Source organism: Enterobacter cloacae complex sp. P40C2 (assembly GCF_014930695.1).
Taxonomy (GTDB): Bacteria; Pseudomonadota; Gammaproteobacteria; order Enterobacterales; family Enterobacteriaceae; genus Enterobacter; species Enterobacter pasteurii.
On record NZ_JADBRP010000015.1, the window covers coordinates 14551 to 41550 of the forward strand.

The window sequence follows — 27000 nt, forward strand, 5'->3', positions numbered from 1 at the left end:
AATTACATTCCTGAAGTCAGCGAGATAAACAGCGGCAGCGACAGGATACACAGTACGGAGCTTAACAGCAGCACGGCTTCTGCATCCGGCGACTGCACGCCAAAGCGGTTACCGAACACCACGCCGAAGAAGCCCGCGGACAGCGCAATCATCAGGATAGCGGTGATCGCCACGGAGCCGTGCAGACCGAAGATTAAAACGATACCCCAGGCAATCGCCGGCTGGATCAGCAGCTTGGCGAAGGTGGAGGTGATCACCATGGTGTTGATCTGGAGCTTACGGGCAGAGAGGATCACGCCGGTCAGGAACAGCGCCGCCGCGGTCGCGGACAGCCCCAGCGGTTTAATTGCCGCCAGCACCAGTTCCGGCATTTTGATGCCGATAGCGGACAGGATCACACCCAGCAGCGGGCCCATCACGATCGGTTTTTTAATGGAGCGCCACATCAGCACCGGCAGCATGGAGAGCGTTGAACCGGAGCTATTGCCCTCGGCGCGCGCTTTTTCACGCTCCAGAATAAGCAGGCAGAACGGGGTCATCAGCACGGAACCGCAGGCGATAGAGACCGCCACGGACAGTGAGGTGGAAGAACTTTCGCCCAGCACGCTGCCCAGAATCGGCAGGCCAAGCGCCGCATAGTTTGGCAGCGCGACGGTGAGCGTCAGCACGGCCGCATCCTGCGGGGATTTTTTAAATACTTTCGTCGCGAGGAAGTAGATAGCCGCATAGGTGATCCACATCGCCAGCGTCAGCACCAGGATCAGCGGCGACTGCGCCACGATGCCGGTCCACGGGGTTTGCACGGTGGCGCTAAACAGCGCGGCCGGAAGCGCAAAATCCATGACGAAAATATTCAGCAGGGAAACATTTTTGTTATCGACCATCTTTGCCTTACCGGCCCAGAATCCCAGCAGCATGATGACGAAAATCGGTGCAAGAGCATGAACAATTACGTAAGTCATAAATCACCTGTAGTAAAAAAGTTTAAGCACTGACGCGATGTTTATTATTTTCAGGATGCAGGCACCCACGCGGGCGCAGCGGGCGCGCCCACGGGGTGGTGCATCTGGCAGGTCTCTTTTTACTTACCAGCTGGCTCGCATACGTTCGCGTACGAGCGCCGAGCTGCGGCGGTTGTCAGCACCCAGACGGCTTTTCAGCGTGGTGTCCTGACGAGCGTCACTGATGGCCTGTTGCAGGGTGGTTTTCACCAGCGTCAGATCGTTATCGGATGGGGCATCCGGGTTGCTGATATCCAGCAGGTCGGAAAGCAGCCCCAGCGTGGCGTAGTTGCTGATGTCGTACGCCATTGGCGGAATGGTTGCCGCCAGTTTTTCCAGCGCGTCGACGGTACGCAGCGTAATGCGCGCCGCAGACTCTTTGCCCATCGCGTGGATCAGCACGCCTTTATCGTTAAAGGCAATCAGACGGTTAGCCTGGTAGCCGTGCGCCAGAAACGCGCCGGACATTGCCTTACCGACGATAAGACCAATCACCGGATGACCCGCCAGACGCGCGTTGGCGTAGGCGGCCGCGGCTCCCGCGAGCGCCTGGTGGATACCAAACGCCTCTTCGCGACGGCCATAGGCCTGGCTTGGGACGTCGATCACCGCCACAATCGGGCGCTTAACGGCTTTATCAGCGTCAGCGGCTACGGTTTCGCTAACCGCTTTTGCCAGCGTCCAGCCTTCCAGCAGACCTACTTCCCCTTTCGCCGCGCGCGGGAAGTGGTTGTTGGCATCCGGCACCACGGCGACAAAACGCACCGTTTCACCGTTCAGCTCGCCGTCTGCCGCCTGCACGGACGGGCACAGCCCCTCAATACGTTTGGCGTTCGGAGCGAGGGTTTCCAGCCAGCGTTCGCCACGGCTTATTGCGTTATTCATCATTTCACCTCCCGGGCAAAAAGCGCTTTAATCTGTTCGGCATCGGCCTGTTTGCGGGTGTCGAAATTCGTCAGACGGTTCAGGTAATCGTCATAGTTATCGGTGCGATGCTTCGCCGGTACGCCTTTCGCGATGGCCTCGTTCATCGCGGCTTTCACCGCGTTCACGCCGTCGCCTACCAGCGCGTCCACCAGCCCGCTTTCATAGCGCACTTCGCCGCCGGTCATGCTCCAGATAAACGGCCGGTCGCGGGAGTCGTACTCTTCAATGCCCGCTTCCTGCTCGATAACCTGCGGGCCGTTGAGGCCGAGACGCGCTTCGCGGGTCACAATCAGGTAGCTGCACAGCGCCGCGGCGATAGACATCCCGCCGAAGCAGCCCACGGTTCCGGCCACAATCCCGACGACCGGGGTATAACGACGCAGGTCAACGATCGCGGCGTGGATATCGGCAATCGCCGCCAGGCCAAGGTTCGCTTCCTGCAGGCGCACGCCGCCGGTTTCGAGGCACAGTACCGCCTGCGTTGGAATGCCGTTGCGGTTATCTTCCGCCGCCAGCTCCAGCGCCGCCGCCATTTTGGCGCCGGAAACTTCGCCCATGCTGCCGCCCTGGAAGGTACCTTCAATCGCCACGACTACCGCTGGCTGGCCGTTGATGGTCCCTTTCGCGACCACCATGCCGTCATCGGCCTGCGGAACAATCCCCTGTGGCCCAAGCCACGGAGAGATAATGCCTTCAAACGGATCCAGCAGTTCGCGGTAGCTGCCCTCGTCGAGCAGCGCCTGCGCACGCTGGCGCGCTTTTAATTCGATAAAGCTGCTGTCATCACGCATGGCTCACCCCTTCAAACACCTGTTCAATACGAATGCGCGCCACGCCCGGCGTCGCGCCGAAGTCGTGGATGGTCAGTTTGCCTGCGGGCAGGCTGCTGACGGTTTCCAGGCGGCTGAACAACGCCTCCCAGCGTCCGCGGCTGTTGTCGACGGAGGTGGTGATATCAACGGTCAAGGTCTGGCCCGGTTCGGCGGTGAAGAGCACCTCCATATCCCCGGAGCCGACGACGCCTGCCAGCGCCCTGCCGCTTACTTCGCGGCGGGCGGGCACGGTCAATGTAATTTTTTCCATAACATCCTCTTAATGCTTTGAATATGGCGTTTCGACGCGATCGAGAAACAGCGTGGCCGCAAGCAGGTCTGCGGCGCCGCCCGGTGAGGCGTTAAGCGTCAGCATCTGGCGGTCTAACTGCGCCAGCGCCTGCTGCCCCGCGAGCGTTGCGCATCCTCCGGCGTTCAGCACCGCCCGGGCGCCGTTCTGCATGGCGTCCAGCCCCTCCATTCCGGCGCGCGACAGCACGCAGGTATCGGTGAGCGAGGTCATGATTGCCATCAGCGCGTCGAGCCTGGCGTTTGTTTCGCTACTGCCGTTAAGGCGGCTCAGGCGAAGCTGCGGCAGCGCGCGCTGCATGATGTGCGGAAACGCCTGCTGCGCCTCTTCACGCGCGCCGGGTACGCGGTAGCGGTGCGTGGCGCGTAACCCCTTGCTGAACACCTTCGGTGCCGCATCGTCCGGGAGTTTTGCCAGCCGGGCGGCGGTGTTAGCGACGGCCTGCGCGCTGGCATCACCGCCCAGCATCGCCACCGCGCTCACCAGCAGCCCCAGCGCCCAGATCGCGCCACGGTGGGTGTTTACGCCGTCGGTAGCGGCCATCATCTGCCGCTCGCCGTCGCGCCCCAGGCGCCCAACGGTTTGCCGGAGGGCAATATCCGCCGGACGCTGCCAGCTTTGCTGCGCCAGCGCCTGAAACGTGGGAGTCAGGCTGTGCGCGGAGCGCTCCATCAGCGCAAGCGATAAATCGTGGTGCGCGCCGTTCCCCCGACTGTCCACCAGACCGGGTTTCGGGCTTAAACGTGCTTCGTCAATCAGACACTGCGTGGCGGTTCGCGCCAGCCATTCGGCACCGCCTTCAACCTGGATCCGGGGCAGAAGTTTCATTACCAGCTCCGGAATTTCGCAGGTGGGTTGTACAGGCCGCCGGACCACTCAACGAGGTCGGCCACGCTGCCCGCCGCCAGCAGAGAGCGGGTGGCATCGGTGCGGCGAATACCCATATCTTCCGGATAGACCACTTTGCCGCTCTGGCGCAGTTCCGCCACGCGTTTGGCATCCACGCCCAGACCGATATCGGTGATGCCCGCCACGGCGGCGACCATGGCGCGACGCTCTTCCAGATCTTTCGCCCGGTAGAGGTAAGCAATCCCCTCTTCCGTCAGCACGTGGGTAACGTCATCGCCGTAAATCATGACCGGCGCCAGCGGCATGCCGGAGGCTTTCGCGACGTCAACGGCGTCGAGTTTTTCCACGAAGGTTGGCTTCACGCCTGCCTGGAAGGTTTCCACCATCTGCACGACCAGTTTTTTACCGCGCTGCATTGGGTCAGGCTCGGTGATCATGTTCAGCCAGGCCGGCGTGGCGTGGCGGCGACCGTGCGGATCGTGGCCCATGTTTGGCGCGCCGCCGAAGCCGGAGAGGCGACCGCGGGTGACGGTTGAGGAGTTAGCGTAGCCATCAACCTGCAGCGTAGAGCCGATAAACATATCTACCGCGTACTGGCCTGCCAGCTGGCAGAAGGCGCGGTTAGACCGCATGGAGCCGTCGGCACCGGTAAAGAACACGTCCGGACGGGCGCGGATGTACTCTTCCATCCCCAGCTCGCCGCCGAAGCAGTGCACGCTCTCCACCCAGCCGCTTTCGATTGCCGGGATCAGCGTCGGATGCGGGTTCAGGGTCCAGTGTTTACAGATTTTGCCCTTCAGGCCGAGCTGTTCGCCGTAGGTGGGCAGCAGCAGCTCAATCGCCGCGGTGTTAAAGCCAATCCCGTGGTTGAGGGACTGCACCTGGTGTTCAGCGTAGATGCCTTTGATCGCCATCATCGCCATCAGGATGTGTTCCTGTTTAATCAGGCGCGGGTCGCGGGTGAAGAGCGGCTCAATGAAGAACGGCTTGTCCGCCACCACCACGTAATCGATCCACGAGCCCGGAATATCGACGCGCGGCAGGTCGCACTCGTCGTCCACCAGCTCGTTTACCTGTGCGATAACGATGCCGTCGTGGAACGCGGCGGCTTCCACCAGCGCCGGGGTATCTTCGGTACTCGCCCCGGTGTAGAGGTTACCTTTACGGTCCGCTTTAAACCCGGCAATCAGCGCCACGTTTGGCGAAAGGTCGACGTAGAGGCGTGAGTAAAGTTCGATGTAGGTGTGAATCGCACCGATTTCGAGCTGGCCATCTTCCAGCAGCTGCGAAATGCGCAGGCTTTGCGTACCGGAGAAGGAAAAGTCCAGCTTGCGGGCGATGCCTTTCTCAAAGATATCCAGATGTTCGCTGCGCCCGACGCTCGGCATGATCATATGCAGGTCGTGAACAATTTGCGGGTTCACTTCAGCCAGTGAACGGGAAAGAAAATCCGCCTGCTTCTGGTTATTGCCTTCCAGAACGACTTTGTCGCCTGGTGCGATCAGTTTTTCCAGCATGGCGACAAGATCGCCGGTTGGCAGTACCTTGCCCTGCACCGGTACGGATGCCAGACGACGCGCTTTCTCGCTGCGTCGGGTGTTCCATTGCCGGGTGGGTGTTTGCCCAGATAACATTATTAACCTCCTGATTCAGCACATCATTCTGATTTGCTTAACGTTGAGTAAAGTGTGCGCTCTGGTGATAAAGGCATCAATTAAGCGTAGGAGTGAATCATTAGCTTGAGAGTAATAAACAAGGTAAGGAAATGTGATCGGGATCAGTTCATGTTTCGGAAAAACGGGCTAAACGGGGTACAATTCGGAAGGTATAGTTAATTTCTGACAAGAATCAGCATCGCCCTTATGACCCAAATCATTCCCTCAGACTTCGACATTGCAGCCGAAGAGAGCGCCGAGTTCGTGCCCATGCGCGGTGTGGCTAACCCCCACCTGCAAACCATGCTCCCGCGCCTGATCCGCCGCAAGGTGCAGTTCAACCCCCACTGGCAGCGCATTGACCTGCCGGACGGTGACTTTTTGGATCTCGCCTGGAGCGAAGCGCCAGAGCAGGCCAGGCATAAACCCCGTCTCGTGGTGTTTCACGGTCTGGAGGGCAGCCTGCACAGCCCTTACGCGCACGGCCTCATCGAGGCGGCAAAGGCCCGCGGCTGGCTTGGGGTGGTGATGCACTTTCGCGGATGCAGCGGCGAGCCAAATCGGCAAAAACGCATTTATCACTCGGGTGAAACCGAGGACGGCACCTGGTTCCTGCACTGGCTGAGAGACAATTTTGGCGCGGCGCCTACGGCGGCGGTGGGGTATTCGCTGGGGGGTAATATGCTGGCCTGCCTGCTGGCGAAGGAGAGCGACGCGGTGCCGCTGGACGCGGCGGTTATTGTCTCCGCGCCGTTTATGCTGGAGCAGTGCAGCTATCATATGGAAAAGGGGTTTTCGCGGGTCTATCAGCGGTATCTGCTCAACCTGCTGAAGGCTAACGCCGCGCGCAAGCTGAAGGCCTATCCGGACACGCTGCCCGTCACGCTGCAACAGCTCAAACGCGTGAAGCGCCTGCGCGAGTTTGATGATTTGATCACCTCAAAGATCCACGGGTTTGCCGATGCAATTGACTATTACCGTCAGTGCAGCGCCATGCCTTTGCTGAATCAAATCACGAAACCCACGCTGATTATCCACGCCAAAGATGACCCGTTTATGGATCATCACTCGATCCCCGCCCCTGACTATCTGCCGGATAACGTGGAGTATCAGCTCACCGAGTTTGGCGGCCACGTGGGCTTTGTTGGCGGCACGCTGCGTCGGCCAAAAATGTGGCTTGAGACGCGTATACCCGACTGGTTAACGGCCTATCTGGACGGTAAAAAATGATTATTCCCTGGCAGGATCTCTCTCCCGAAACGCTCGATAACCTGATTGAAAGCTTTGTCTTGCGCGAAGGCACCGATTATGGTGAACATGAACGTTCGCTTGAACAAAAGGTCAACGATGTTAAGCGCCAGCTTAAGAGCGGCGACGTGGTGCTGGTATGGTCCGAACTGCATGAGACGGTCAATATTATGCCCCGCAACGCGTTTCATGGCTGATCTTTAAACCTTTCCAGTCAGGGAGTTGCTATGTCTGCCAGACATCCGGTTATTGCCGTTACGGGTTCGAGCGGGGCGGGAACCACCACCACCAGCCTCGCCTTTCGCAAGATCTTCGCACAGCTGAATTTACGGGCGGCAGAGGTGGAAGGCGACAGCTTTCACCGCTACACGCGCCCGGAGATGGACATGGCCATCCGCAAGGCGCGCGATCTGGGTAAACACATTAGCTACTTCGGACCGGAGGCCAACGACTTCGGCCTGCTGGAGCAAACCTTTCGTGAATACGGGCAGAGCGGTACCGGACAGTCCCGCAAGTATCTGCACACCTACGATGAAGCCGTGCCCTGGAATCAGGTGCCGGGCACGTTCACGCCCTGGCAGCCCCTCCCGGAACCGACTGACGTGCTGTTTTATGAAGGATTGCACGGCGGCGTGGTCACGCCACAGCACGACGTGGCGCGCCATGTGGATTTGCTGGTGGGCGTGGTGCCGATTGTTAACCTTGAATGGATCCAGAAGCTGACGCGTGACATCAGCGAGCGCGGGCACTCTCGCGAGGCGGTGATGGACTCGGTGGTACGTTCCATGGAAGATTACATCAACTTCCTGACGCCACAGTTTTCCCGAACCCATATTAACTTCCAGCGCGTCCCTACCGTAGACACCTCAAACCCGTTCGCCGCAAAAAGCATTCCGTCGCTGGACGAGAGCTTCGTGGTGATCCACTTCCGCAATCTGGAAGGCATCGACTACCCGTGGCTGCTGGCGATGCTGCAGGGTTCATTTATTTCGCATATGAATACGTTAGTGGTGCCGGGCGGAAAAATGGGGCTGGCGATGGAGCTGATCATGACGCCGCTGGTACAGCGGTTGATGGAAGGGAAGCAGATCGCATAATCATATCCCCTCTCCTGCGGGAGAGGGTTAGGGTGAGGGCATCAACACGCAGATGCCCCCTCACTCACGCCTCGATCACCTCATACGAATGCGTGATGTTTACCGCTTTCTCGAGCATTAACGCCACCGAGCAGTACTTCTCCGCGGAGAGGTCCACCGCGCGGGACACCGCCGCGTCCTTCAGCGCTTTACCGGTGACCACAAAGTGCAGATTGATGTGCGTAAACAGGCGTGGCGCCTCTTCACGACGTTCTGACGTCAGCTTCACTTCACAATCGGTCACGTCATGACGGCCTTTTTGCAGGATCGACACCACGTCGATAGCGCTGCATCCACCCGCGGCCATCAGCACCATTTCCATAGGGCTTGGGGCTTTATCGCCGGAATTGCCATCCATCAAAATCTGATGCCCGGAAGCGGACTCGCCCAGGAACGTTAACCCTTCAACCCATTTCACGCGCGCTTGCATATTCACTCACTCCAACGTTGCATTTTTTATGACAGATTACGTGTACGTTACATTTCTCGCAACGGAAGGCGACCTGCGTCATGCTGAAGCGAGACACCAGGAGACACGCGGCGAAAGCTATGCTAAAACACTCTGGATGCTACAGTAATACATTGACGTTACACATGTATGCAGAGGACATCAAACTTTACTGGCTGCGAAACGTTACGACAGCCGACTTCCCAGGTATGGGTAAGAATTCGATTGCAACCCCAGAGTCCGGATGCATCTTATGACTCTGGTGACAGCTTATAACAGAGGATAACAGCGCATGGTGCTTGGCAAACCGCAAACAGACCCGACTCTCGAATGGTTCTTGTCTCATTGCCACATTCATAAGTACCCATCAAAGAGCACGCTGATTCACCAGGGTGAAAAAGCGGAAACGTTGTATTACATCGTTAAAGGCTCGGTGGCCGTGCTGATCAAAGATGAAGAAGGGAAAGAGATGATCCTTTCTTATCTGAACCAGGGCGATTTTATCGGTGAACTGGGCCTGTTTGAAGAAGGCCAGGAACGTAGCGCCTGGGTTCGTGCAAAAACAGCATGTGAAGTGGCTGAAATTTCTTACAAGAAATTCCGTCAGCTGATTCAGGTTAACCCTGACATCCTGATGCGTCTTTCTTCCCAGATGGCGCGCCGTCTGCAGGTGACCTCTGAGAAGGTAGGCAACCTGGCCTTCCTGGACGTGACCGGCCGTATCGCGCAGACCCTGCTGAACCTGGCGAAACAGCCAGACGCCATGACCCACCCTGACGGCATGCAAATTAAAATTACCCGTCAGGAAATTGGTCAGATCGTCGGTTGTTCCCGTGAAACAGTGGGCCGTATCCTGAAGATGCTGGAAGATCAGAACCTGATCTCTGCCCACGGTAAAACTATCGTGGTCTACGGAACCCGTTAATTCCGGCCAAACGGCGTGCCGCCGCAGGGTGGCACGCCGTTTTTGTCTCTACTCCTCATGTGGCGCAGGCTGATCTATCACCCGGAAGTTAACTACGCACTGCGACAAACGCTGGTGCTGTGTCTTCCCGTGGCCGTGGGCCTGATCCTCGGATACCTGCAGCAAGGCCTGCTGTTTTCCCTCGTTCCCGCCTGCTGCAACATTGCCGGTCTGGACACGCCGCATAAACGCTTTTTCAAACGCCTGATCGTCGGCGGCTGCCTGTTTGCCGGCTGTAGCCTTGCCGTCCAGCTCCTGCTGGCCCGGGACATTCCCCTGCCGCTGATCCTGACCGTGCTGGCGATGACACTCGGCGTGACCGCCGAAATCAGCTCGCTGCACGCCCGCCTCCTTCCCGCGTCGCTGATCGCCGCCATCTTCACCTTAAGCCTGGCGGGCAATATGCCGGTGTGGGAGCCGTTGCTGATCTACGCCCTCGGCACGCTATGGTACGGGCTGTTTAACTGGTTCTGGTTCTGGCTGTGGCGGGAACAGCCGATGCGCGAATCCCTCAGCCTGCTCTACCGTCAGCTGGCGGAGTATTGCGAAGCGAAATATACCCTGCTGACGCAGCACACCGATCCGGAAAAATCGCTGCCGCCGCTGCTGGAGCGCCAGCAAAAGGTGGTGGATCTGATAAGCCAGTGCTACCAGCAGCTGCACATGCTCGCCGCCAGCCAAAACCAGGAATACAAGCGGCTGCTGCGTATCTTCCAGGTCGGGCTGGATTTGCAGGAGCATATCTCCGTCAGCCTTCACCACCCGGAAGAGGTGCAAAAGCTGGTGGAGCGCAGCCACGCGGAGGCGGTGATCCGCTGGAACGCGCAGACCGTTGCGGCGCGCCTGCGGGTGCTGGCGGACGATATTCTCTATCACCGCTACCCGACGCGCTTTACCATGGACAAACAGCTCGGCGCGCTGGAGAAGATTGCGCGTCAGCACCCGGATAACCCGGTCGGCCAGTTTGCCGCCTGGCATTTCAGCCGTATCGCCCGGGTGCTGCGCACCCAGCGCCCGCTGTACGCCCGTGACCTGATGGCGGATAAGCAAAAGCGGCTCCCGCTGCTGCCCGCCCTGAAAAGCTATCTGTCGCTGAAGTCAGCCGCCCTGCGTAACGCCGCCCGGATAAGCGTGATGCTGAGCGTCGCCAGCCTGATGGGCATGGCACTGCACCTGCCGAAACCCTACTGGATCTTAATGACCGTGCTGTTTGTCACCCAGAACGGCTACGGCGCCACGCGGGTACGTATTCTGCACCGGGCGGGAGGCACCATGGCAGGGCTTATTATCGCGGGCGTGACGCTGCACTTCCACGTGCCGGAGGGCTACACGCTGGCCGGCATGCTGGCCATTACCCTGGTGAGCTACCTGATTATCCGCAAAAACTACGGCTGGGCGATGGTGGGCTTTACGGTGACGGCGGTATATACCCTGCAGCTGCTCACGCTAAACGGGGAACAGTTTATTATCGCCCGGCTGGTCGATACGCTGATTGGCTGCCTGATCGCCTTTGGCGGCATGGTCTGGCTGTGGCCGCAGTGGCAGAGCGGGCTGCTGAGGCAGAACGCCCACGACGCGCTGGAGGCCGACCAGCGGGCGATTCGCCTGATCCTGAGCGACGATCCGCAGCCTTCCCCGCTGGCCTACGAGCGGATGAAGGTCAACCAGGCGCATAACGCCCTGTTTAACTCCCTCAACCAGGCCATGCAGGAGCCGGGCTTTAACGCGCACTATCTTGCGGACATGAAGCTGTGGGTAACGCACAGCCAGTTCATCGTCGAGCATATTAACGCCATGACCACGCTGGCGCGCGAGCACACGATGCTGACGCCGGATCTGGCGCAGCGCTATTTGCAGTCGTGTGAAATTGCGCTGCAGCGCTGCCAGCAGCGTCTGGAGTATGACGCGCCGGGCGAGTCGGGAGAAACGAATATACTGGAAGCGCCGGAGACGCTGACCCACGGGCCGATGAGCACCCTGGAGCAGCATTTGCAGCGCGTGCTGGGGCATCTGAACACCATGCACACCATTTCGTCGGTGGCATGGCGCCAGCGTCCGCATCACGGGATTTGGTTAACCCGCAGGCTGAAGCGGACGGCGTATTAACCTTTTACAATCTTCGCGACCGCCGCTGCAAAACGGCTTAACCCGTCTTCAATATCTTTCTCTTCCACCACCAGCGACGGCGCAAAGCGCATGACGTCCGGCCCCGCGTTGAGCACCATAACGCCTTCATGCGCGGCAGCGTGCAGGAAATCGCGCGCGCGGCCTTTGTACTGCGGCTTTAGCTCCGCGCCAATCAGCAACCCCATCCCGCGGATCTCGCTGAAGACGTCAAACTGGTCGTCAATCTGCTGAAGGTGCTTCACAAACCGTTCGCGCTTCGCGTTCACGCCGTTCAGAACGTCCGGCGTATTAATGATGTCGAATGCCGCGCCCGCCACGGCGCACGCCAGCGGATTACCGCCGTAGGTAGAGCCGTGTGAGCCGACGTGGAACGCGGAAGCGATATCCTGGGTGGTGAGCACCGCGCTGACCGGGAAACCGCCGCCGAGCGCTTTGGCGCTGGTCAGAATATCCGGCGTCACGCCGTAGTGCATATAGGCGAACAGATCCCCGGTACGCCCCATCCCGCACTGGACTTCATCAAACACCAGCAGCGCCTGGTGCGCATCGCACAGCTCGCGCAGCCCTTTCAGGAATTCCGGCGTGGCCGCCGTCACGCCGCCTTCGCCCTGGATTGGCTCAACCACCACCGCGCAGGTGTGGTCGTCCATCACCGCTTTCACCGCGTGCAGATCGTTAAACGGCACGTGGATGATATCCGCAGGTTTCGGACCAAAGCCGTCGGAATACTTCGGCTGGCCGCCCACGGAAACGGTGAAGAAGGAACGGCCGTGGAAGGCGTTATGAAACGCGATGATTTTGGTTTTGTACGGGCTGTAGCGCGTGGTGGCGTAATAGCGCGCCAGCTTGAAGGCCGTTTCGTTGGCTTCGGTGCCGGAGTTCATAAACAGCACGCGCTCGGCAAAGGTCGCATCGATGATTTTACGCCCCAGACGCAGCGCCGGTTCGTTGGTGAAAACGTTGCTGGTGTGCCACAGGGTTTCGCCCTGGGTTTTCAGCGCCTCCACCAGCGCAGGATGGCAATGGCCCAGCGCCGTCACCGCAATGCCGCCCGCGAAATCAACGTACTCGTTACCCTGCTGATCCCAGACGCGGCTGCCTTTCCCTTTCACCGGGATAAACTCAGCCGGTGCATAAATCGGCAGGATCACTTCATCGAATGTCGCGCGTGTAATTGCTGGTTGTTCAGTTGCCATGTCATGACCATCCATTTTTATGTCACAGTTATTGTGAAAATATAATCACAAAATATGCATAAAAAATCACAGCAAGGCAACTGATATTCAGCGATTGAGAAAATTAGCCAGCAGCGCGTGCCCCTGCTCGCTAAGAATACTTTCCGGGTGGAACTGCACGCCTTCGAGATCCCATTCCCGGTGGCGGATGCCCATGATCTCCTGCGTCTCGCTCCAGGCGGTAACCTCAAAACAGGCGGGTAGCGTTGGCGGGTCGATGACCAGAGAGTGGTAGCGCGTGACGGTTAACGGGTTATTTAACCCCGCGAATACGCCCGCGCCGGTGTGGGAGACCGGTGAGGTTTTGCCGTGCATCACCTTCGCGGCGCGGACAATGGTTGCGCCAAACGCCTGCGCAATGGCCTGATGCCCCAGGCAGACGCCCAGAATCGGCAGCCTGCCCGCGTAGTGGCGGATAGCGTCCAAGGAGATACCGGACTCGGACGGGGTGCACGGCCCCGGCGATATCACAATTTTTCGCGGAGCCAGCGTTTCAATGTCGGCCAGCGCGATGTCGTCATTGCGGCGGACAACCACCTCTGCACCCAGCTCACAAAAATACTGGTAAAGGTTCCAGGTGAAGGAATCGTAGTTATCAATCAGCAAAATCATGGCGGCTCCCGAAAAAAATGCCGCCCTATTCTACTCAGATTCCCGCGCTTCACTCACTACTTTGGCAAAGATGGCGTTCAGGTCGGTCAAATCCCCGGTTGCGCCGCTCTGGTTTGCCGCCACCCACTGCTCAGGATCGATATCGCGCCAGTCCAGGATGTAGCCGGCATGGATTGCCAGCTGTTCAAAGAATACGCGCTGCGCAATGCCGTTCCCGCTCGCGAACGGATGTAGCATATTGATTTCACAATAGTAATGACTTATGCGTTCGATAAACGCCTCTTTCTGAAGGCCAACCAGATACCTGTCGCTTTCCAGCGCCGCCATCAGTTCATTTCCCATCGTCTCGATGTATTCGAAATGGCAGAAAGGGATCTCACCTTTAAAAATATCGTCGGTACGGAACTCGCCTGCCCGCTTCATCTCGCTGCGATACAGATGGCGGTGAATGTGGCACAGCTGGGGCAAACCGGGTGCTGAAGGCCCAAGCTCCAGCGTATCAATGTGGGGTTCAGCAGGACCATGACCTTTTTCAAGGAGGCTGCTCGCCTGTAGATTGGTATTGCGCTGTCGCTCCCAGAGACGGGATTTTTGCTTGTCGGTGAGTTTTTTCACTAAACGCCTCCCTGAATAGTCCGTTTGCCACAAGTATAAGCAGCAAAACGCGCTTTCGCAGGGAGGGCAGTTTCACACGGGCAGGATCTGCCCGCGTGTGAAGGGTTACGGCAGCACTTTCGCGGAGAGGATCACCACCGGTTTTGACGGCACATTCTGATAAGGACCAACATCGTGGGTCTGCACCTGAGAGATCTTGTCCGCAACGTCCATGCCTTTCACCACCTTGCCGAACACCGCGTAGCCGAAGTCGCGCTGGCCGTGGTCCAGGAAGGCGTTGTCCGCCACGTTGAGGAAGAACTGGCTGGTGGCGCTGTCTTTGTCCGCCGTACGCGCCATGGAGATGGTGCCGCGCTTGTTCAGCAGGCCGTTGTCTGCTTCATTTTTAATTGGCGGGTTAGGCTGTTTCTGCTGCATCTGCTCGTTAAAACCGCCGCCCTGAATCATAAAGCCCGGGATGACGCGGTGGAACGTGGTGTTGTTATAGAAACCACTGTTCACATAGTCGAGAAAGTTTTTCACAGAAACAGGGGCTTTCTGGCTATCCAGCTCCAGCTCAATATTCCCCGCAGAGGTTGTCAGCAGGACGTGGGGGTCTCCTTTTGCTGCCAGCGCAGCAGGGGAAACGGCAGAAAGAGCAAACACAGCTGCGACAGCCGCCAGTGTTGATTTGAGCATGAGAATTCCTTAACAAAGCGCAGTATAAAAAGCGAATGGCTTGATTCTAAAGAGCAGTATGAACCCAGACCAGTCTTTTACCTAATTTTACGAAATTGAAACAATTATTACCGCGCAAACGATTGTCCATCACGCGATTTAATGTGATCTTTATCACGATAAAGCCTGCAATTGTGCTCAAAATTTTCTGAAAAGATTTAATTAGATCACTTTCGAGACTAAAATCTGCCCGCTCAAACGCACTCACTGCGTTTTTCTTTACTTTTAACAGGCCAGACATGACTAACAGCAACCGCATCAAGCTCACATGGATCAGCTTCTTCTCTTACGCCCTGACCGGCGCGCTGGTGATCGTCACCGGGATGGTGATGGGAAATATCGCAGACTACTTCCAGCTGCCCGTTTCCAGCATGAGTAACACCTTTACCTTCCTGAACGCGGGGATCCTGATCTCTATTTTCCTTAATGCCTGGCTGATGGAAATCGTGCCGCTGAAAACGCAGCTGCGTTTCGGCTTTGTGCTGATGGTGGCCGCCGTGGCGGGCCTGATGCTGAGCCACAGCATCGCCCTGTTCTCTGCCGCCATGTTCGTGCTGGGCCTCGTGAGCGGTATCACCATGTCGATCGGTACGTTCCTGATCACCCATATGTATGAAGGCCGCCAGCGCGGCGCGCGTCTGCTGTTTACCGACTCCTTCTTCAGCATGGCCGGGATGATTTTCCCGATGGTCGCCGCGTATCTTCTCGCGCGCAGCATCGAATGGTACTGGGTGTACGCCTGCATTGGTCTGGTCTATGTTGCAATCTTCATTCTGACCTTCGGCTGTGACTTCCCGGTGCTGGGCAAAAAAGCGCAGACCACCTCAGAGCCGGTTGCGAAGGAAAAATGGGGTATCGGCGTGCTGTTCCTCTCCATCGCCGCCCTGTGCTACATCCTGGGCCAGCTGGGCTTTATCTCGTGGGTACCGGAATACGCGAAAGGTCTGGGCATGAGCCTGAACGACGCGGGCAAACTGGTGAGCGATTTCTGGATGTCTTACATGTTCGGCATGTGGGCGTTTAGCTTCATCCTGCGCTTCTTCGACCTGCAACGTATTCTGACCGTGCTGGCGGGCCTGGCGACCGTGCTGATGTATCTGTTCATCAACGGCTCTCCGGAGCATATGCCATGGTTCATCCTGACCCTGGGCTTCTTCTCCAGCGCGATTTATACCTCGATCATCACCCTTGGCTCGCTCCAGACCAAAGTGGCCTCACCGAAGCTGGTGAACTTCGTGCTGACCTGCGGCACCATCGGCACCATGCTGACCTTCGTGGTCACTGGCCCAATCGTAGCGCACAGCGGCCCGCTGGCGGCGCTGCATACCGCTAACGGTCTGTACGCGGTGGTATTTATCATGTGCTTCGTGCTCGGCTTCGTGACCCGCCATCGCCAGCACAATACGGCAACCGCTACCCATTAATCGCCATCACCCCTTTGCGCCTGCAAAGGGGTGATTCCCCGCCTCGCCCGCCCTGCCCGCCGCGTTCTCAAAATCCACATAAATTTGTGCAAAAAACCAGCAAGCACAAAAATCGAACAATATCCGCCACTTATAAAAATCCTGACAAATCATACATATACCCCCTAAGGGGTAGGTGAAGGCGTATTTGATTTGCATCAATAAGTGCCCCTGCTGAATCGTTAAGGTAGGCAGTAATAGAAAAGAAATCGAGGCAAAAATGAGCAAAGTCAGACTCGCTATCATCGGTAACGGCATGGTCGGCCACCGCTTTATTGAGGATCTTCTTGATAAAGCCGATGCTGACCAGTTCGATATTACCGTGTTCTGTGAAGAACCCCGCAAGGCGTACGACCGTGTGCACCTGTCTTCCTACTTCTCCCACCATACCGCCGAAGAGCTATCCCTGGTGCGCGAAGGGTTCTACGAGAAGCATGGCGTAAAAGTGCTGGTGGGCGAACGCGCTATCACCATCAACCGTCAGGAGAAAGTGATCCACTCCAGCGCCGGGCGTACGGTTTTTTACGATAAGCTAATTATGGCGACTGGCTCGTATCCGTGGATCCCGCCAATTAAAGGTTCGGACACCCAGGATTGCTTCGTTTACCGCACCATTGAAGATCTCAACGCCATTGAATCCTGCGCGCGCCGCAGCAAACGCGGTGCGGTTGTCGGCGGTGGTCTGCTGGGCCTGGAAGCAGCGGGCGCGCTGAAAAACCTCGGCATTGAAACCCACGTCATCGAATTTGCCCCGATGCTGATGGCCGAACAGCTGGACCACATGGGTGGCGATCAGCTACGCCGTAAGATTGAAAGCATGGGCGTGAAGGTTCACACCAGCAAAAACACCAAAGAGATCGTTCAGGAAGGCACCGAAGCGCGTAAAACCATGCGCTTTGCCGACGGCAGCGAGCTGGAAGTGGACTTTATCGTCTTCTCTACCGGTATTCGCCCGCGCGATAAGCTGGCCACTCAGTGCGGCCTGGCCGTTGCGCAGCGCGGCGGGATCATGATCAACGATACCTGCCAGACCTCCGATCCGGATATTTACGCCATCGGCGAGTGCGCCAGCTGGAATAACCGCGTGTATGGTCTGGTAGCGCCAGGGTACAAAATGGCGCAGGTCGCCGTTGACCATATCCTCGGCAGCGAAAACGCCTTCACCGGCGCAGACATGAGCGCCAAGCTGAAGCTGCTGGGCGTGGACGTGGGCGGTATTGGCGATGCGCACGGCCGCACCCCGAACTCCCGCAGCTACGTCTATCTGGACGAAAGCAAAGAAGTCTATAAACGTCTCATCGTCAGCCAGGACAACAAAACCCTGCTCGGTGCGGTGCTGGTGGGCGATACCAGCGACTTCGGCAACCTGCTCCAGCTGGTGCTGAACGCCATTGAGCTGCCGGAAAACCCGGACGCGCTGATCCTTCCGGCCCACGCGTCCAGCGGCAAACCGTCTATCGGCGTAGATAAACTGCCGGACAGCGCGCAGATTTGCTCCTGCTTCGACGTGACCAAAGGCATGCTGATCTCCGCCATCAACAAAGGCTGCCACACCGTTGCGGCGCTGAAGGCCGAAACCAAAGCCGGTACCGGCTGCGGCGGCTGTATTCCGCTGGTAACGCAGGTGCTGAACGCTGAGCTGGCAAAACAGGGCATCGAAGTAAACAACAACCTGTGCGAGCACTTTGCCTACTCTCGCCAGGAGCTGTACCACCTGATCCGCGTGGAAGGCATTAAGTCCTTCGACGAACTGCTGGAGAAACACGGCCAGGGCTACGGCTGTGAAGTGTGTAAGCCGACCGTCGGTTCCCTGCTGGCGTCCTGCTGGAACGAATACGTGCTTAAACCGGAGCACACGCCGCTGCAGGACACCAACGATAACTTCCTGGCCAATATCCAGAAAGACGGTACTTACTCGGTGATCCCGCGTTCTGCCGGTGGGGAAATTACCCCGGAAGGCCTGGTCGCCGTGGGTCGAATCGCCCGCGAGTTTAACCTGTACACCAAAATTACCGGCTCCCAGCGTATCGGCCTGTTCGGCGCGCAAAAAGATGACCTGCCGGAAATCTGGCGTCAGCTGATTGAAGCAGGGTTCGAAACGGGCCACGCGTACGCCAAGGCGCTGCGCATGGCGAAAACCTGCGTGGGCAGCACCTGGTGCCGCTACGGCGTGGGCGACAGCGTGGGCTTCGGCGTAGAGCTGGAAAACCGCTACAAGGGCATCCGTACGCCGCACAAGATGAAGTTCGGCGTCTCCGGCTGTACCCGTGAATGTGCGGAAGCGCAGGGTAAAGACGTGGGTATTATCGCCACCGAGAAAGGCTGGAACCTGTACGTATGCGGTAACGGCGGGATGAAGCCACGCCACGCCGACCTGCTGGCTGCGGATCTCGATCGCGATACGCTGATCAAGTATCTCGACCGCTTCATGATGTTCTACATTCGCACCGCCGATAAGCTGACCCGTACCGCGTCCTGGCTGGATAACCTGGAAGGCGGCATCGACTACCTGAAATCGGTCATCATCGACGACAAGCTGGGCCTGAATGAACAGCTGGAGTCCGAGATGGCTCGCCTGCGCGAGGCGGTGATCTGCGAGTGGACCGAAACCGTAAACACGCCAGCGGCGCAGACTCGCTTCAAACACTTTATCAACAGCACCCAGCGCGACCCGAACGTGCAGGTGGTGCCAGAGCGCGAACAGCATCGTCCTGCAACACCGTATGAACGCATTCCGGTGATGCTGGTGGAGGAAAACGCATGAGCCAGTGGGTAAACATCTGCAACATTAACGACATTCTGCCAGCGACCGGCGTTTGCGCGCTGCTGGGTAACGAGCAGGTGGCGATTTTCCGTCCTCGCCACGACGAACAGGTCTTTGCCATCAGCAATATCGACCCGTTCTTCGAGGCCAGCGTGCTCTCCCGCGGACTGATTGCGGAGCACCAGGGCGAGCTGTGGGTCGCCAGCCCGCTGAAAAAGCAGCGTTTCCGCTTAACCGACGGCTACTGCATGGAAGATGAACGCTTCTCGGTCAAGCACTACGACGTCCGCGTGAAGGACGGCGAGGTGCAGCTGAAAGCGTAACGCCCCGCCTTTTCAATAGGAAAGGCTTATGACCCCTTATGGGTAACGGCAGGAAAAACCGTATGTTCTGTACGATTCCTGCTGTTATCCTGACGTCAATTCTTCCCCCGCCACCCATGCTGTGAGGTAACGTCGTGGATCACCTGCCGATTTTCTGTCAATTACGCAACCGCGACTGCCTGCTCGTGGGCGGCGGCGATGTGGCTGAACGCAAGGCGCGCCTGCTGCTTGAGGCTGGCGCCCGACTGACCGTCAACGCCCTCACCTTTGCCCCGCAGTTTCACGTCTGGGCGCAGGAAGGGATGCTCGCGCTGGTACAGGGTGAGTTTGATGAATCCCTGCTGGAAACCTGCTGGCTGACGATTGCCGCCACGGACGACGACGGGGTGAACCAGCGCGTCAGCGACGCCTGCGAAGCGCGCCGGATCTTCTGTAACGTGGTGGATGCGCCGAAAGAGGCCAGCTTTATCATGCCGTCGATTATCGACCGCTCACCGCTGATGATTGCGGTGTCGTCCGGCGGCCGCTCGCCCGTTCTTGCCCGCCTGCTGCGGGAAAAGCTGGAAGCCGTGTTGCCGCAGCATCTCGGCCAGATCGCCCACTATGCAGGTCAACTGCGTTCACGCGTGAAGCAAACCTTCGCCACCGTTGGCGAGCGCCGTCGCTTCTGGGAGAAATTCTTCGTCAACGACAGGCTGGCGCAGTCGCTGGCGAACCAGGATGTGAAGGCCGTTGAAGAGACGACCGAGCAGCTGCTCTCTGAGCCGCTGGATCATCGTGGCGAAGTGGTGCTGGTAGGCGCAGGCCCCGGCGATGCGGGTCTGCTGACGCTGAAAGGCCTGCAGCAGATCCAGCAGGCCGACATCGTGGTATATGACCGCCTGGTCTCCGATGACATCATGAACCTGGTGCGCCGCGACGCTGACCGGGTTTTCGTCGGCAAACGGGCGGGTTACCACTGCGTGCCGCAGGAGGAGATTAACCAGATCCTGCTGCGGGAAGCGCAGAAAGGTAAGCGCGTGGTGCGCCTGAAGGGCGGCGATCCGTTTATCTTTGGCCGCGGCGGCGAGGAGCTGGAAACCCTGTGCAACGCGGGCATTCCGTTCTCCGTGGTGCCGGGCATTACGGCGGCATCCGGCTGCTCTGCCTATTCCGGCATACCGTTAACCCATCGCGACTATGCCCAGAGCGTGCGCCTGGTGACGGGCCACCTGAAAACCGGCAGCGAGCTGGACTGGCATAATCTGGCCGCTGAAAAGCAGACGCTGGTGTTCTACATGGGGCTTAATCAGGCTGCGACCATTCAGGCCAGGCTGCTGGAGCACGGCATGGAGGCAGATATGCCGGTCGCGCTGGTGGAAAACGGTACCGCTATCACCCAGCGCGTGGTCGATGGCGTGCTGACGCAGCTGGGCGAGCTGGCGCAGCAGGTTGAAAGCCCGGCGCTGATCGTCGTTGGCCGCGTGGTTGAGCTTCGCGAAAAGCTGAACTGGTTCTCAAACCACTAACGCATATTCTCTTGTCCGGGAGTAGTCTTTAAGCGGACTACTCCCTTCTTACCTCAGTCGATAACATACCGTCCGCATAGTGGAACTTTTCCATTTATTCCCTCGTGTTACATCCATTTTTCGATATTTAGACAAGGAATGCGTATGTTCAAACTGGCAAAAGCCGCCGTTCTGGTTGGCCTGTTATCGACTCTGACTGCCTGCACCGGTCACGTTCAAAACACCAAAAATAATTGCAGCTATGATTACCTGCTGCACCCGGCGATCTCCATTTCGAAGATCATTGGTGGCTGCGGCCCGGCAGCACAGCAGTAAGCGTTTTTCAGGCGTAAAAAAAACCGGGGGTTTCCCGGTTTTTTAGTTTGGGTGGTGCGGCCTGATGCCCTCACCCTGGCCCTCTCCCACAGGGAGAGGGAATAAACTCTAATAACGGTAACGTGGTTACCGTTTTGCTTTTACCTATGGCTTAGCGACAAACCCGATTGCTTCGTATACCGCTTTCAGGGTTTCGGACGCGCGCGCGCTGGCTTTTTCCGCACCGTCTTTCATCACTTTTTGCAGGAAGGCTTCGTCGTTGCGGAAGCGGTTATAGCGCTCCTGCAGCTCGGTCAGCATACCGGAAACCGCTTCTGCCACTTCGCCTTTCAGGTGGCCGTACATCTTGCCCTCGAAGTGTTTTTCCAGCTCAGGGATGCTCTGTCCGGTTACGCCGGAGAGGATATCCAGCAGGTTGGAAACGCCCGCTTTGTTCTGCACGTCGTAGCGCACAACAGGCGGCTCGTCGGAGTCGGTCACCGCACGCTTCAGCTTTTTCACCACCGATTTCGGATCTTCCAGCAGGCCGATAACGTTGTTGCGGTTATCGTCAGACTTGGACATTTTCTTGGTCGGCTCCAGCAGCGACATCACGCGCGCGCCGGATTTCGGAATAAACGGCTCAGGCACTTTGAATACGTCACCGTACAGGGCGTTAAAGCGCTGGGCGATATCGCGGCTCAGCTCCAGATGCTGCTTCTGGTCTTCACCCACCGGCACCTGGTTGGTCTGGTACAGCAGAATATCTGCCGCCATCAGCACCGGATAGTCAAACAGGCCGGCGTTGATGTTTTCAGAGTAGCGGGCAGACTTATCCTTGAACTGGGTCATGCGGCTCAGCTCGCCAAAGTAGGTGTAGCAGTTCAGCGCCCAGCCCAGCTGCGCGTGCTCCGGCACGTGAGACTGAACGAAGATGGTGCTTTTCTCAGGATCGATGCCGCACGCCAGGTACAGCGCCAGCGTATCCAGCGTCGCTTTACGCAGCTTCTCGGGATCCTGACGGGCGGTGATGGCATGCAAATCCACGATGCAATAGATGCAGTGGTAGTCATCCTGCATGCTCACCCACTGACGTAACGCACCCATGTAGTTACCAATGGTCAGTTCACCTGAAGGCTGTGCGCCACTAAAAACGATGGGCTTAGTCATTATTCAATTCCTGATGTTCACTGTGCGAGAGCCCGAGTGCGGGCAACAAATCTTTGAAGTGGTCGAACACGACGTCCGGCTCACTCAGCGTGATGGCCTCACCGTAGTTGTAGCCATAGGTCAACCCAACAGAGAGGCAACCTGCCGCTCTGGCGGCCAGAATATCATTGCGTGAATCGCCGACAAAGAGCAGCTCCGCAGGCGATAAGGATAATTTTCCTGCCACCAGCAGCAGCGGCTCGGGATGAGGCTTTTTGTTCTGCACGTCATCGCCGCCCACAATCACGGAAAAGTATTTCGCGATATCCAGCGCGTCCAGCAGGGGCGCAACAAACGGCGTCGGCTTGTTGGTAACCAGCCCCAGCGGAATACCTTTCGCGTGCAGCGCACTCAGGGTTTCAGCCACGTCCGGGAACAGGAAACTGCCCTCTTCAACGGTCTCTTCGTAGAAGCGGTCGAACAGCTTGCGCAGAATACGCTGCTGCTCGTCCTGGGGAATATCCGCGTGGTCAACGCCCGGCTTTCCCTGCGCGGAACGCTGAGAGGCGCGCTCCTGACGAGCCCAGGCCAGCGCGCGCTCCATCAGCACGTCCGCACCGTTACCAATCCACGTCACGACGCGCTCTTCGCCCGCAACGGGTAGTTCAAGCGCATACAGCGCACGATCGACGGCGCTGGTTAATCCTGGCGCGCTGTCGACCAGCGTGCCGTCGAGGTCAAATGCTACACCCCGAATAGCCTGCAATTTATCCATGACTCACCTTCGCCAGTTCACGGCGCATTTCATCAATGACGGTTTTGTAATCCGGTTGGTCGAAGATGGCAGAGCCTGCAACGAACATATCTGCCCCCGCAGCCGCAATCTCACCGATGTTATTGACCTTCACGCCGCCGTCCACTTCCAGGCGAATATCATAGCCAGACTCGTCAATACGGCGGCGCACTTCACGCAGCTTGTCGAGGGTCTGAGGGATAAACGACTGGCCGCCAAAGCCCGGGTTGACGGACATCAGCAGGATCACGTCCAGCTTGTCCATCACGTAATCGAGATAGCTCAGCGGCGTCGCCGGGTTAAACACCAGCCCCGCCTTACAGCCGTTCTCTTTGATAAGCTGCAGGGTGCGGTCGACGTGCTCGGAGGCTTCCGGATGGAACGTGATGATGCTGGCACCCGCCGCGGCAAAATCAGGCACGATGCGGTCAACCGGCTTCACCATCAGGTGCACGTCAATGGGCGCGGTGATGCCGTAGTTACGCAGCGCTTTAAGCACCATCGGGCCGATGGTCAGGTTGGGAACGTAGTGGTTATCCATAACGTCGAAATGGACGACGTCCGCGCCAGCCGCGAGAGCTTTGGCAGTGTCTTCACCCAGGCGGGCAAAATCGGCCGACAGAATTGAGGGAGCAATCAAAAACTGTTTCATCCGCATCTCCTTGAAATGTGTTTACCGGCGGGCAAAGGCTCAGGGTCGATAAAGCGCCAGAAGTTCGTCCACCTTTTTACGTGTGCCGCCGTTGCTGCTAATGCTACGCCGCACTTTTACCTGAAAATGCTTCGCGGCTTTGTACCATTCGCGCGTATCAGGCGTGTCGTGATTCGAAATTAACACCGGAATTCTTTTGCTGACCAGCTTTTCCGCCATCTCTGCCAGACGGGCCTGCTCGGCCGGGCTAAAGCTGTTGGTGTGGTAGGCGGTAAAATTTGCCGTGGCCGAGAGCGGCGCGTAAGGCGGATCGCAGTAGACCACCGAGTTTACGCCAGCCAGCTCCATGCACGCTTCATACGAAAGGCAGTAGAACTCGGCATTCTGCGCTTTTTCAGCAAAGTGATACAGCTCGGCCTGCGGGAAATAGGGGCGCTTATAGCGGCCAAACGGCACGTTAAATTCGCCACGCAGGTTATACCGGCACAGGCCGTTATAGCCATGACGGTTGAGATAGAGGAACAACAGCGCGCGGCGGAACGGATCCTGGCTCTGGTTAAACTCAGCGCGGAACTGATAGTAAACGTCCGGGCTGTTGTTCTCTGGCGTAAACAGCTTGCGCGCCTCTTCCACATACTCGTCGGTACGCAGCTTAACAATGTTATAGAGGCTGATGAGGTCGCTGTTGATATCCGCCAGGATATAACGAGAAAAATCGGTATTCAGAAACACCGATCCCGCGCCCACGAAGGGCTCAATAAGACACTCGCCTTTCGGCAGGTGCTTTTTAATATCGTCGAGCAGGGGGTATTTCCCCCCTGCCCATTTCAGAAAAGCGCGATTTTTTTTCATGCTGACTAACTGATTACACCTTCTCCGGCTGTGGAGAAAGCTCCGACAGCATCCTGCGCTTTAAACATTACTTCAGATCGGCCTGCACCTGATGGATCGGCTTCGCCCACGGGTTCTTCGCCTGTACGTCCGCTGGCAGTGACGCCACGGCGCGTTTTGCTTCATCTTTAGAAGCATAAACGCCGCTTACCAGCACGTACCACGGCTGTCCGTTACGGGTAGTCTGATAAACCACATAGTTTTTCAGATTCGATTTCTTCGCCCAGGCGTTGAGGTTGTCGTAGTTAGACGAACTGCTCAGCTGCAACGTGTAGTTGCTGGATGACGCCGACTTCAGAGAACCTACGTTGCCCGTCGTTTTACCTGCCGCGGTGCTGGATGCGCTAGCGGTTGGCGTTGCAGCCGGTGCCGCTGTCGCAGCAGGCGCCGCTGTGGTCGCCGTCGCTTTCGGAGCAGCGGTTGCTGCTGGCGCTGGCGCTTTAACCGGCTGGCTCACCGCAGGTTTTGACTGCGCTGGCGCTTTCGCTTCAGGCGCTTTTGCTACGGCCTGCGGTTTAGCCTCACGCTTCGGCTCAATCACGGCCTGCTTACGTTCCTGACGCGGTGCAGTCTGCGTCTGGCGCGGTTTGGTTTCCGTTGCCGCAGCCTGCTGTTGGGCAGTACTGCCATGAACTGGCGCAACGGTGGCAGGTTCAGTTGGCAGCGTGGAGTTCACCACGGCATTGTTAACCTGCTCCTGATTTTGCGGCTGCATCAGCGCGTTGTTCAGATCGCCCTGGACTTCGACACGCTGCTGGCCTTCAGGCGCAGCAGGGGTCTGGCCCTGAGTCGGGGTAGCAGAAACAGGCGGCAGAGAGATATCCTGACCGGCGCTGGTGTTGCCGGCAGTCTGCTCTGCAGAAGTCATGCCCGGCGCAGGCTGCGCGCCGTTCGCCTGATTGCTCGCATCGTTACCAGACAGGTCGATGCTCTTTTCAGCAGACGCGGTCTGCTCGCCAGAATTTGTAGAAGGTGCTTTCAGCGCGGAACCGATGCCGACAATCAGCAATATCAGTACCAGAACGCCAAGACCCATCATGATGTACTGTCGGGAAGCCGGTTTTGCCGCTACCGCTTTTTTACGCTTGCGCGGTCGGCGTTCGACGGGCTGTTCATCCATTAACGCTTCTTCGGATTCGTACTCCTCATCTTCACGCTCATTTCGCGCATTGCGGCTGCGCGAAGGACGACGATCGTCTGCATCCAGATCGACATCGTCAAAATTGATCTGCGGCTCGTTATCACGTTCTGAAGATTGACGAGAACGACCAGTACGACGATCGCTGGGATCGGGTTTCAGCTCGTCTTCTGGTTTGAATTCATCCATTTAACACCCCACTCAAAGGCTTATGCCAACGACTCTGCATTTACCTGAAGCTAAACGACCACCCGTTAGAGCGGTCTGACCTTTCTAGTTGTTACGCCTGCTGACAATCAGCAATAGCGCCAAGTACGACGTCGTGCGGCACTCCGCCGCGCACTTCACTTTTCCCTATTGCAAGCGGGAGCACCAGACGCATCTCGCCTGCCAATACTTTTTTATCGCGCATCATGTGGGGAAGGTACGCCTGCGCAGCCATTTCCTGCGGTCCGCTCACCGGCAACCCCGCACGTTTAAGCAACGCGATGATACGCGCGGTCTCTTCCGGCCTGAACTGACCCAGACGTTCAGAGGCACGCGCTGCCATGACCATCCCGGCAGCGACGGCTTCACCGTGAAGCCAGTTACCGTAGCCCATTTCGGCTTCGATCGCATGGCCAAACGTATGCCCCAGATTCAGTAAAGCACGTAAGCCGGTTTCACGCTCATCTGCGGCAACGACTTCTGCTTTCAGCTCACAGCAACGGCGAATACAGTAGGCCATTGCCTGCCCATCGAGGCGCAGCAGCGCATCCATATTCTCTTCGAGCCAGTTAAAAAACTCGCCGTCAAGAATAATGCCGTATTTGATCACTTCTGCAAGGCCAGAAGCCAGCTCGCGCGCTGGCAAGGTTTTCAGACAGTCGAGATCCACCACCACCGATGCAGGCTGGTAGAACGCGCCAATCATGTTTTTGCCAAGCGGATGGTTCACCGCCGTTTTACCGCCTACAGACGAATCGACCTGTGACAGCAACGTGGTTGGAATTTGAATAAAGCGCACGCCGCGCTGGTAGCTGGCGGCTGCAAAACCGGTCAGATCGCCTACAACACCGCCGCCCAGGGCAAGCAGCGTTGTATCACGACCGTGCGGTTTTTGCAGAAGTGCGGTAAAGACGGTATCAAGCACCGTCAGGCTTTTATACTGCTCGCCGTCGGGCAGAATCACACTGTCGACCTTTACGCCCGCCTGCTCAAGCAGGTGACGTACGCGGTCGAGATAAAGCGGAGCCAGCGTCTCGTTGGTGACCAGCATCGCCTGATCACCCGCTTTCAGTGGTAAGAAGGAAGCTGGGTCGTTAAACAAACCAGCCGCGATGGTGATAGGGTAACTACGTTCCCCGAGAGTAACTGTAATCCTCTCCAT

At 57.8% G+C, this 27000-nt stretch carries 27 protein-coding genes; 10 read left to right on the forward strand and 17 right to left on the reverse strand.

Going from position 1 to position 27000, the window contains the following annotated elements; translation table 11 throughout:
- Positions 1–2: 2 nt before the first annotated feature.
- From IM304_RS20080 to mdcA, 6 genes are all read right to left on the reverse strand, one after another.
- Positions 3–962, reverse strand: coding sequence for an AEC family transporter (locus tag IM304_RS20080; RefSeq protein WP_193356521.1), 960 nt, complete (start codon positions 960–962; stop codon positions 3–5).
- Positions 963–1085: 123 nt separating this feature from the next.
- Positions 1086–1886, reverse strand: a complete 801-nt coding sequence (gene mdcE / locus IM304_RS20085; protein WP_193356553.1) for a biotin-independent malonate decarboxylase subunit gamma — start codon at positions 1884–1886, stop codon at positions 1086–1088.
- Positions 1886–2719 (reverse strand): biotin-independent malonate decarboxylase subunit beta, encoded by an 834-nt coding sequence (locus IM304_RS20090; protein ID WP_148422594.1) that lies wholly within the window; start codon positions 2717–2719, stop codon positions 1886–1888. Before IM304_RS20090 ends, mdcE begins: the two co-directional genes overlap by 1 nt.
- A complete protein-coding gene (gene mdcC, locus IM304_RS20095; protein ID WP_042286285.1) occupies positions 2712–3011 on the reverse strand; it encodes a malonate decarboxylase acyl carrier protein in 300 nt (99 codons plus the stop codon). The genes IM304_RS20090 and mdcC overlap by 8 nt, the downstream gene beginning before the upstream one ends.
- 9 nt (positions 3012–3020) lie before the next feature.
- Entirely contained in the window at positions 3021–3878 is an 858-nt protein-coding gene (locus tag IM304_RS20100) for a triphosphoribosyl-dephospho-CoA synthase (RefSeq protein ID WP_148422593.1), read from the reverse strand.
- Positions 3878–5533 (reverse strand): malonate decarboxylase subunit alpha, encoded by a 1656-nt coding sequence (mdcA, locus tag IM304_RS20105; protein WP_023298766.1) that lies wholly within the window; start codon positions 5531–5533, stop codon positions 3878–3880. Before mdcA ends, IM304_RS20100 begins: the two co-directional genes overlap by 1 nt.
- 228 nt (positions 5534–5761) lie before the next feature.
- On the opposite strand from mdcA, the gene IM304_RS20110 reads away from it, so the two are divergent.
- Genes IM304_RS20110 through IM304_RS20120 form a run of 3 tightly spaced genes read left to right on the forward strand, consistent with a single transcriptional unit; the run spans position 5762 to position 7899 of the window.
- Complete coding sequence (locus IM304_RS20110; RefSeq protein WP_148422592.1) at positions 5762–6784, forward strand: hydrolase; 1023 nt, start codon at positions 5762–5764, stop codon at positions 6782–6784.
- Positions 6781–6999, forward strand: a complete 219-nt coding sequence (locus IM304_RS20115) for a YheU family protein (protein WP_003861664.1) — start codon at positions 6781–6783, stop codon at positions 6997–6999. Before IM304_RS20110 ends, IM304_RS20115 begins: the two co-directional genes overlap by 4 nt.
- A gap of 30 nt (positions 7000–7029) precedes the next feature.
- Entirely contained in the window at positions 7030–7899 is an 870-nt protein-coding gene (locus IM304_RS20120; protein ID WP_063449489.1) for a phosphoribulokinase, read from the forward strand.
- A gap of 64 nt (positions 7900–7963) precedes the next feature.
- On the opposite strand, the gene IM304_RS20125 is transcribed toward IM304_RS20120, so the two are convergent.
- Positions 7964–8368, reverse strand: a complete 405-nt coding sequence (locus IM304_RS20125) for an OsmC family protein (protein ID WP_032644551.1) — start codon at positions 8366–8368, stop codon at positions 7964–7966.
- A gap of 310 nt (positions 8369–8678) precedes the next feature.
- Between IM304_RS20125 and crp the strand changes: the two genes are divergently transcribed.
- Together crp and IM304_RS20135 are read left to right on the forward strand one after the other, a co-directional pair.
- The gene (gene crp, locus IM304_RS20130; protein ID WP_000242758.1) at positions 8679–9311 is read left to right on the forward strand and encodes a cAMP-activated global transcriptional regulator CRP; all 633 of its coding nucleotides are present in this window, start codon (positions 8679–8681) and stop codon (positions 9309–9311) included.
- Positions 9312–9368: 57 nt separating this feature from the next.
- A complete protein-coding gene (locus IM304_RS20135; RefSeq protein ID WP_193356554.1) occupies positions 9369–11456 on the forward strand; it encodes a YccS/YhfK family putative transporter in 2088 nt (695 codons plus the stop codon).
- Here IM304_RS20135 and IM304_RS20140 read toward each other — a convergent pair.
- From IM304_RS20140 to ppiA, 4 genes are all read right to left on the reverse strand, one after another.
- A complete protein-coding gene (locus IM304_RS20140) occupies positions 11453–12673 on the reverse strand; it encodes an aspartate aminotransferase family protein (RefSeq protein ID WP_193356522.1) in 1221 nt (406 codons plus the stop codon). The two genes, IM304_RS20135 and IM304_RS20140, sit on opposite strands and share 4 nt — an antisense overlap.
- 87 nt (positions 12674–12760) lie before the next feature.
- Complete coding sequence (gene pabA, locus IM304_RS20145) at positions 12761–13324, reverse strand: aminodeoxychorismate synthase component 2 (RefSeq protein WP_176609328.1); 564 nt, start codon at positions 13322–13324, stop codon at positions 12761–12763.
- 30 nt (positions 13325–13354) lie between these two features.
- Positions 13355–13939 carry a putative adenosine monophosphate-protein transferase Fic gene (locus tag IM304_RS20150; protein ID WP_193356523.1) on the reverse strand — a complete coding sequence of 195 codons (585 nt, stop codon included), beginning with the start codon at positions 13937–13939 and terminating at the stop codon, positions 13355–13357.
- Between the two features lie 105 nt (positions 13940–14044).
- On the reverse strand, positions 14045–14617 hold the full coding sequence (ppiA, locus tag IM304_RS20155) for a peptidylprolyl isomerase A (RefSeq protein WP_000920483.1): 573 nt from the start codon (positions 14615–14617) through the stop codon (positions 14045–14047).
- Positions 14618–14895: 278 nt separating this feature from the next.
- On the opposite strand from ppiA, the gene tsgA reads away from it, so the two are divergent.
- From tsgA to IM304_RS20180, 5 genes are all read left to right on the forward strand, one after another.
- Positions 14896–16080: an MFS transporter TsgA gene (gene tsgA, locus IM304_RS20160; protein ID WP_193356524.1), complete on the forward strand. Its 1185-nt coding sequence runs from the start codon at positions 14896–14898 to the stop codon at positions 16078–16080.
- A gap of 259 nt (positions 16081–16339) precedes the next feature.
- Positions 16340–18883, forward strand: coding sequence for a nitrite reductase large subunit NirB (gene nirB, locus IM304_RS20165; RefSeq protein WP_148422586.1), 2544 nt, complete (start codon positions 16340–16342; stop codon positions 18881–18883).
- Complete coding sequence (gene nirD / locus IM304_RS20170) at positions 18880–19206, forward strand: nitrite reductase small subunit NirD (RefSeq protein ID WP_193356525.1); 327 nt, start codon at positions 18880–18882, stop codon at positions 19204–19206. Before nirB ends, nirD begins: the two co-directional genes overlap by 4 nt.
- A gap of 134 nt (positions 19207–19340) precedes the next feature.
- The gene (gene cysG / locus IM304_RS20175; RefSeq protein WP_193356526.1) at positions 19341–20714 is read left to right on the forward strand and encodes a siroheme synthase CysG; all 1374 of its coding nucleotides are present in this window, start codon (positions 19341–19343) and stop codon (positions 20712–20714) included.
- Positions 20715–20858: 144 nt separating this feature from the next.
- The gene (locus tag IM304_RS20180) at positions 20859–21029 is read left to right on the forward strand and encodes a YhfL family protein (RefSeq protein ID WP_008503029.1); all 171 of its coding nucleotides are present in this window, start codon (positions 20859–20861) and stop codon (positions 21027–21029) included.
- Between the two features lie 144 nt (positions 21030–21173).
- Here the strand turns inward: IM304_RS20180 and trpS are convergent, their stop codons facing one another.
- The 6 genes from trpS to aroB form a co-directional block, all read right to left on the reverse strand.
- Positions 21174–22178, reverse strand: a complete 1005-nt coding sequence (gene trpS / locus IM304_RS20185) for a tryptophan--tRNA ligase (protein WP_176609323.1) — start codon at positions 22176–22178, stop codon at positions 21174–21176.
- Complete coding sequence (gph, locus tag IM304_RS20190) at positions 22171–22932, reverse strand: phosphoglycolate phosphatase (RefSeq protein ID WP_148420600.1); 762 nt, start codon at positions 22930–22932, stop codon at positions 22171–22173. The genes trpS and gph overlap by 8 nt, the downstream gene beginning before the upstream one ends.
- Entirely contained in the window at positions 22925–23602 is a 678-nt protein-coding gene (rpe, locus tag IM304_RS20195; protein ID WP_148420599.1) for a ribulose-phosphate 3-epimerase, read from the reverse strand. The genes gph and rpe overlap by 8 nt, the downstream gene beginning before the upstream one ends.
- 39 nt (positions 23603–23641) lie before the next feature.
- The gene (dam, locus tag IM304_RS20200) at positions 23642–24454 is read right to left on the reverse strand and encodes an adenine-specific DNA-methyltransferase (protein WP_148420598.1); all 813 of its coding nucleotides are present in this window, start codon (positions 24452–24454) and stop codon (positions 23642–23644) included.
- Between the two features lie 67 nt (positions 24455–24521).
- Complete coding sequence (gene damX, locus IM304_RS20205; protein ID WP_193356527.1) at positions 24522–25820, reverse strand: cell division protein DamX; 1299 nt, start codon at positions 25818–25820, stop codon at positions 24522–24524.
- A 91-nt stretch (positions 25821–25911) separates the two neighbouring features.
- Entirely contained in the window at positions 25912–27000 is a 1089-nt protein-coding gene (gene aroB / locus IM304_RS20210) for a 3-dehydroquinate synthase (protein WP_148420596.1), read from the reverse strand.

What these genes read in the sequence shown, in the direction of transcription:
- IM304_RS20080 (WP_193356521.1), bottom strand. Translation starts at nt 962, where the DNA reads ATGACTTACGTAATTGTTCATGCTCTTGCACCGATTTTCGTCATCATG.
- mdcE (WP_193356553.1), bottom strand. Translation starts at nt 1,886, where the DNA reads ATGAATAACGCAATAAGCCGTGGCGAACGCTGGCTGGAAACCCTCGCT.
- IM304_RS20090 (WP_148422594.1), bottom strand. Translation starts at nt 2,719, where the DNA reads ATGCGTGATGACAGCAGCTTTATCGAATTAAAAGCGCGCCAGCGTGCG.
- mdcC (WP_042286285.1), bottom strand. Translation starts at nt 3,011, where the DNA reads ATGGAAAAAATTACATTGACCGTGCCCGCCCGCCGCGAAGTAAGCGGC.
- IM304_RS20100 (WP_148422593.1), bottom strand. Translation starts at nt 3,878, where the DNA reads ATGAAACTTCTGCCCCGGATCCAGGTTGAAGGCGGTGCCGAATGGCTG.
- mdcA (WP_023298766.1), bottom strand. Translation starts at nt 5,533, where the DNA reads ATGTTATCTGGGCAAACACCCACCCGGCAATGGAACACCCGACGCAGC.
- IM304_RS20110 (WP_148422592.1), top strand. Translation starts at nt 5,762, where the DNA reads ATGACCCAAATCATTCCCTCAGACTTCGACATTGCAGCCGAAGAGAGC.
- IM304_RS20115 (WP_003861664.1), top strand. Translation starts at nt 6,781, where the DNA reads ATGATTATTCCCTGGCAGGATCTCTCTCCCGAAACGCTCGATAACCTG.
- IM304_RS20120 (WP_063449489.1), top strand. Translation starts at nt 7,030, where the DNA reads ATGTCTGCCAGACATCCGGTTATTGCCGTTACGGGTTCGAGCGGGGCG.
- IM304_RS20125 (WP_032644551.1), bottom strand. Translation starts at nt 8,368, where the DNA reads ATGCAAGCGCGCGTGAAATGGGTTGAAGGGTTAACGTTCCTGGGCGAG.
- crp (WP_000242758.1), top strand. Translation starts at nt 8,679, where the DNA reads ATGGTGCTTGGCAAACCGCAAACAGACCCGACTCTCGAATGGTTCTTG.
- IM304_RS20135 (WP_193356554.1), top strand. Translation starts at nt 9,369, where the DNA reads ATGTGGCGCAGGCTGATCTATCACCCGGAAGTTAACTACGCACTGCGA.
- IM304_RS20140 (WP_193356522.1), bottom strand. Translation starts at nt 12,673, where the DNA reads ATGGCAACTGAACAACCAGCAATTACACGCGCGACATTCGATGAAGTG.
- pabA (WP_176609328.1), bottom strand. Translation starts at nt 13,324, where the DNA reads ATGATTTTGCTGATTGATAACTACGATTCCTTCACCTGGAACCTTTAC.
- ppiA (WP_000920483.1), bottom strand. Translation starts at nt 14,617, where the DNA reads ATGCTCAAATCAACACTGGCGGCTGTCGCAGCTGTGTTTGCTCTTTCT.
- tsgA (WP_193356524.1), top strand. Translation starts at nt 14,896, where the DNA reads ATGACTAACAGCAACCGCATCAAGCTCACATGGATCAGCTTCTTCTCT.
- nirB (WP_148422586.1), top strand. Translation starts at nt 16,340, where the DNA reads ATGAGCAAAGTCAGACTCGCTATCATCGGTAACGGCATGGTCGGCCAC.
- nirD (WP_193356525.1), top strand. Translation starts at nt 18,880, where the DNA reads ATGAGCCAGTGGGTAAACATCTGCAACATTAACGACATTCTGCCAGCG.
- IM304_RS20180 (WP_008503029.1), top strand. Translation starts at nt 20,859, where the DNA reads ATGTTCAAACTGGCAAAAGCCGCCGTTCTGGTTGGCCTGTTATCGACT.
- trpS (WP_176609323.1), bottom strand. Translation starts at nt 22,178, where the DNA reads ATGACTAAGCCCATCGTTTTTAGTGGCGCACAGCCTTCAGGTGAACTG.
- gph (WP_148420600.1), bottom strand. Translation starts at nt 22,932, where the DNA reads ATGGATAAATTGCAGGCTATTCGGGGTGTAGCATTTGACCTCGACGGC.
- rpe (WP_148420599.1), bottom strand. Translation starts at nt 23,602, where the DNA reads ATGAAACAGTTTTTGATTGCTCCCTCAATTCTGTCGGCCGATTTTGCC.
- dam (WP_148420598.1), bottom strand. Translation starts at nt 24,454, where the DNA reads ATGAAAAAAAATCGCGCTTTTCTGAAATGGGCAGGGGGGAAATACCCC.
- damX (WP_193356527.1), bottom strand. Translation starts at nt 25,820, where the DNA reads ATGGATGAATTCAAACCAGAAGACGAGCTGAAACCCGATCCCAGCGAT.
- aroB (WP_148420596.1), bottom strand. Translation starts at nt 27,000, where the DNA reads ATGGAGAGGATTACAGTTACTCTCGGGGAACGTAGTTACCCTATCACC.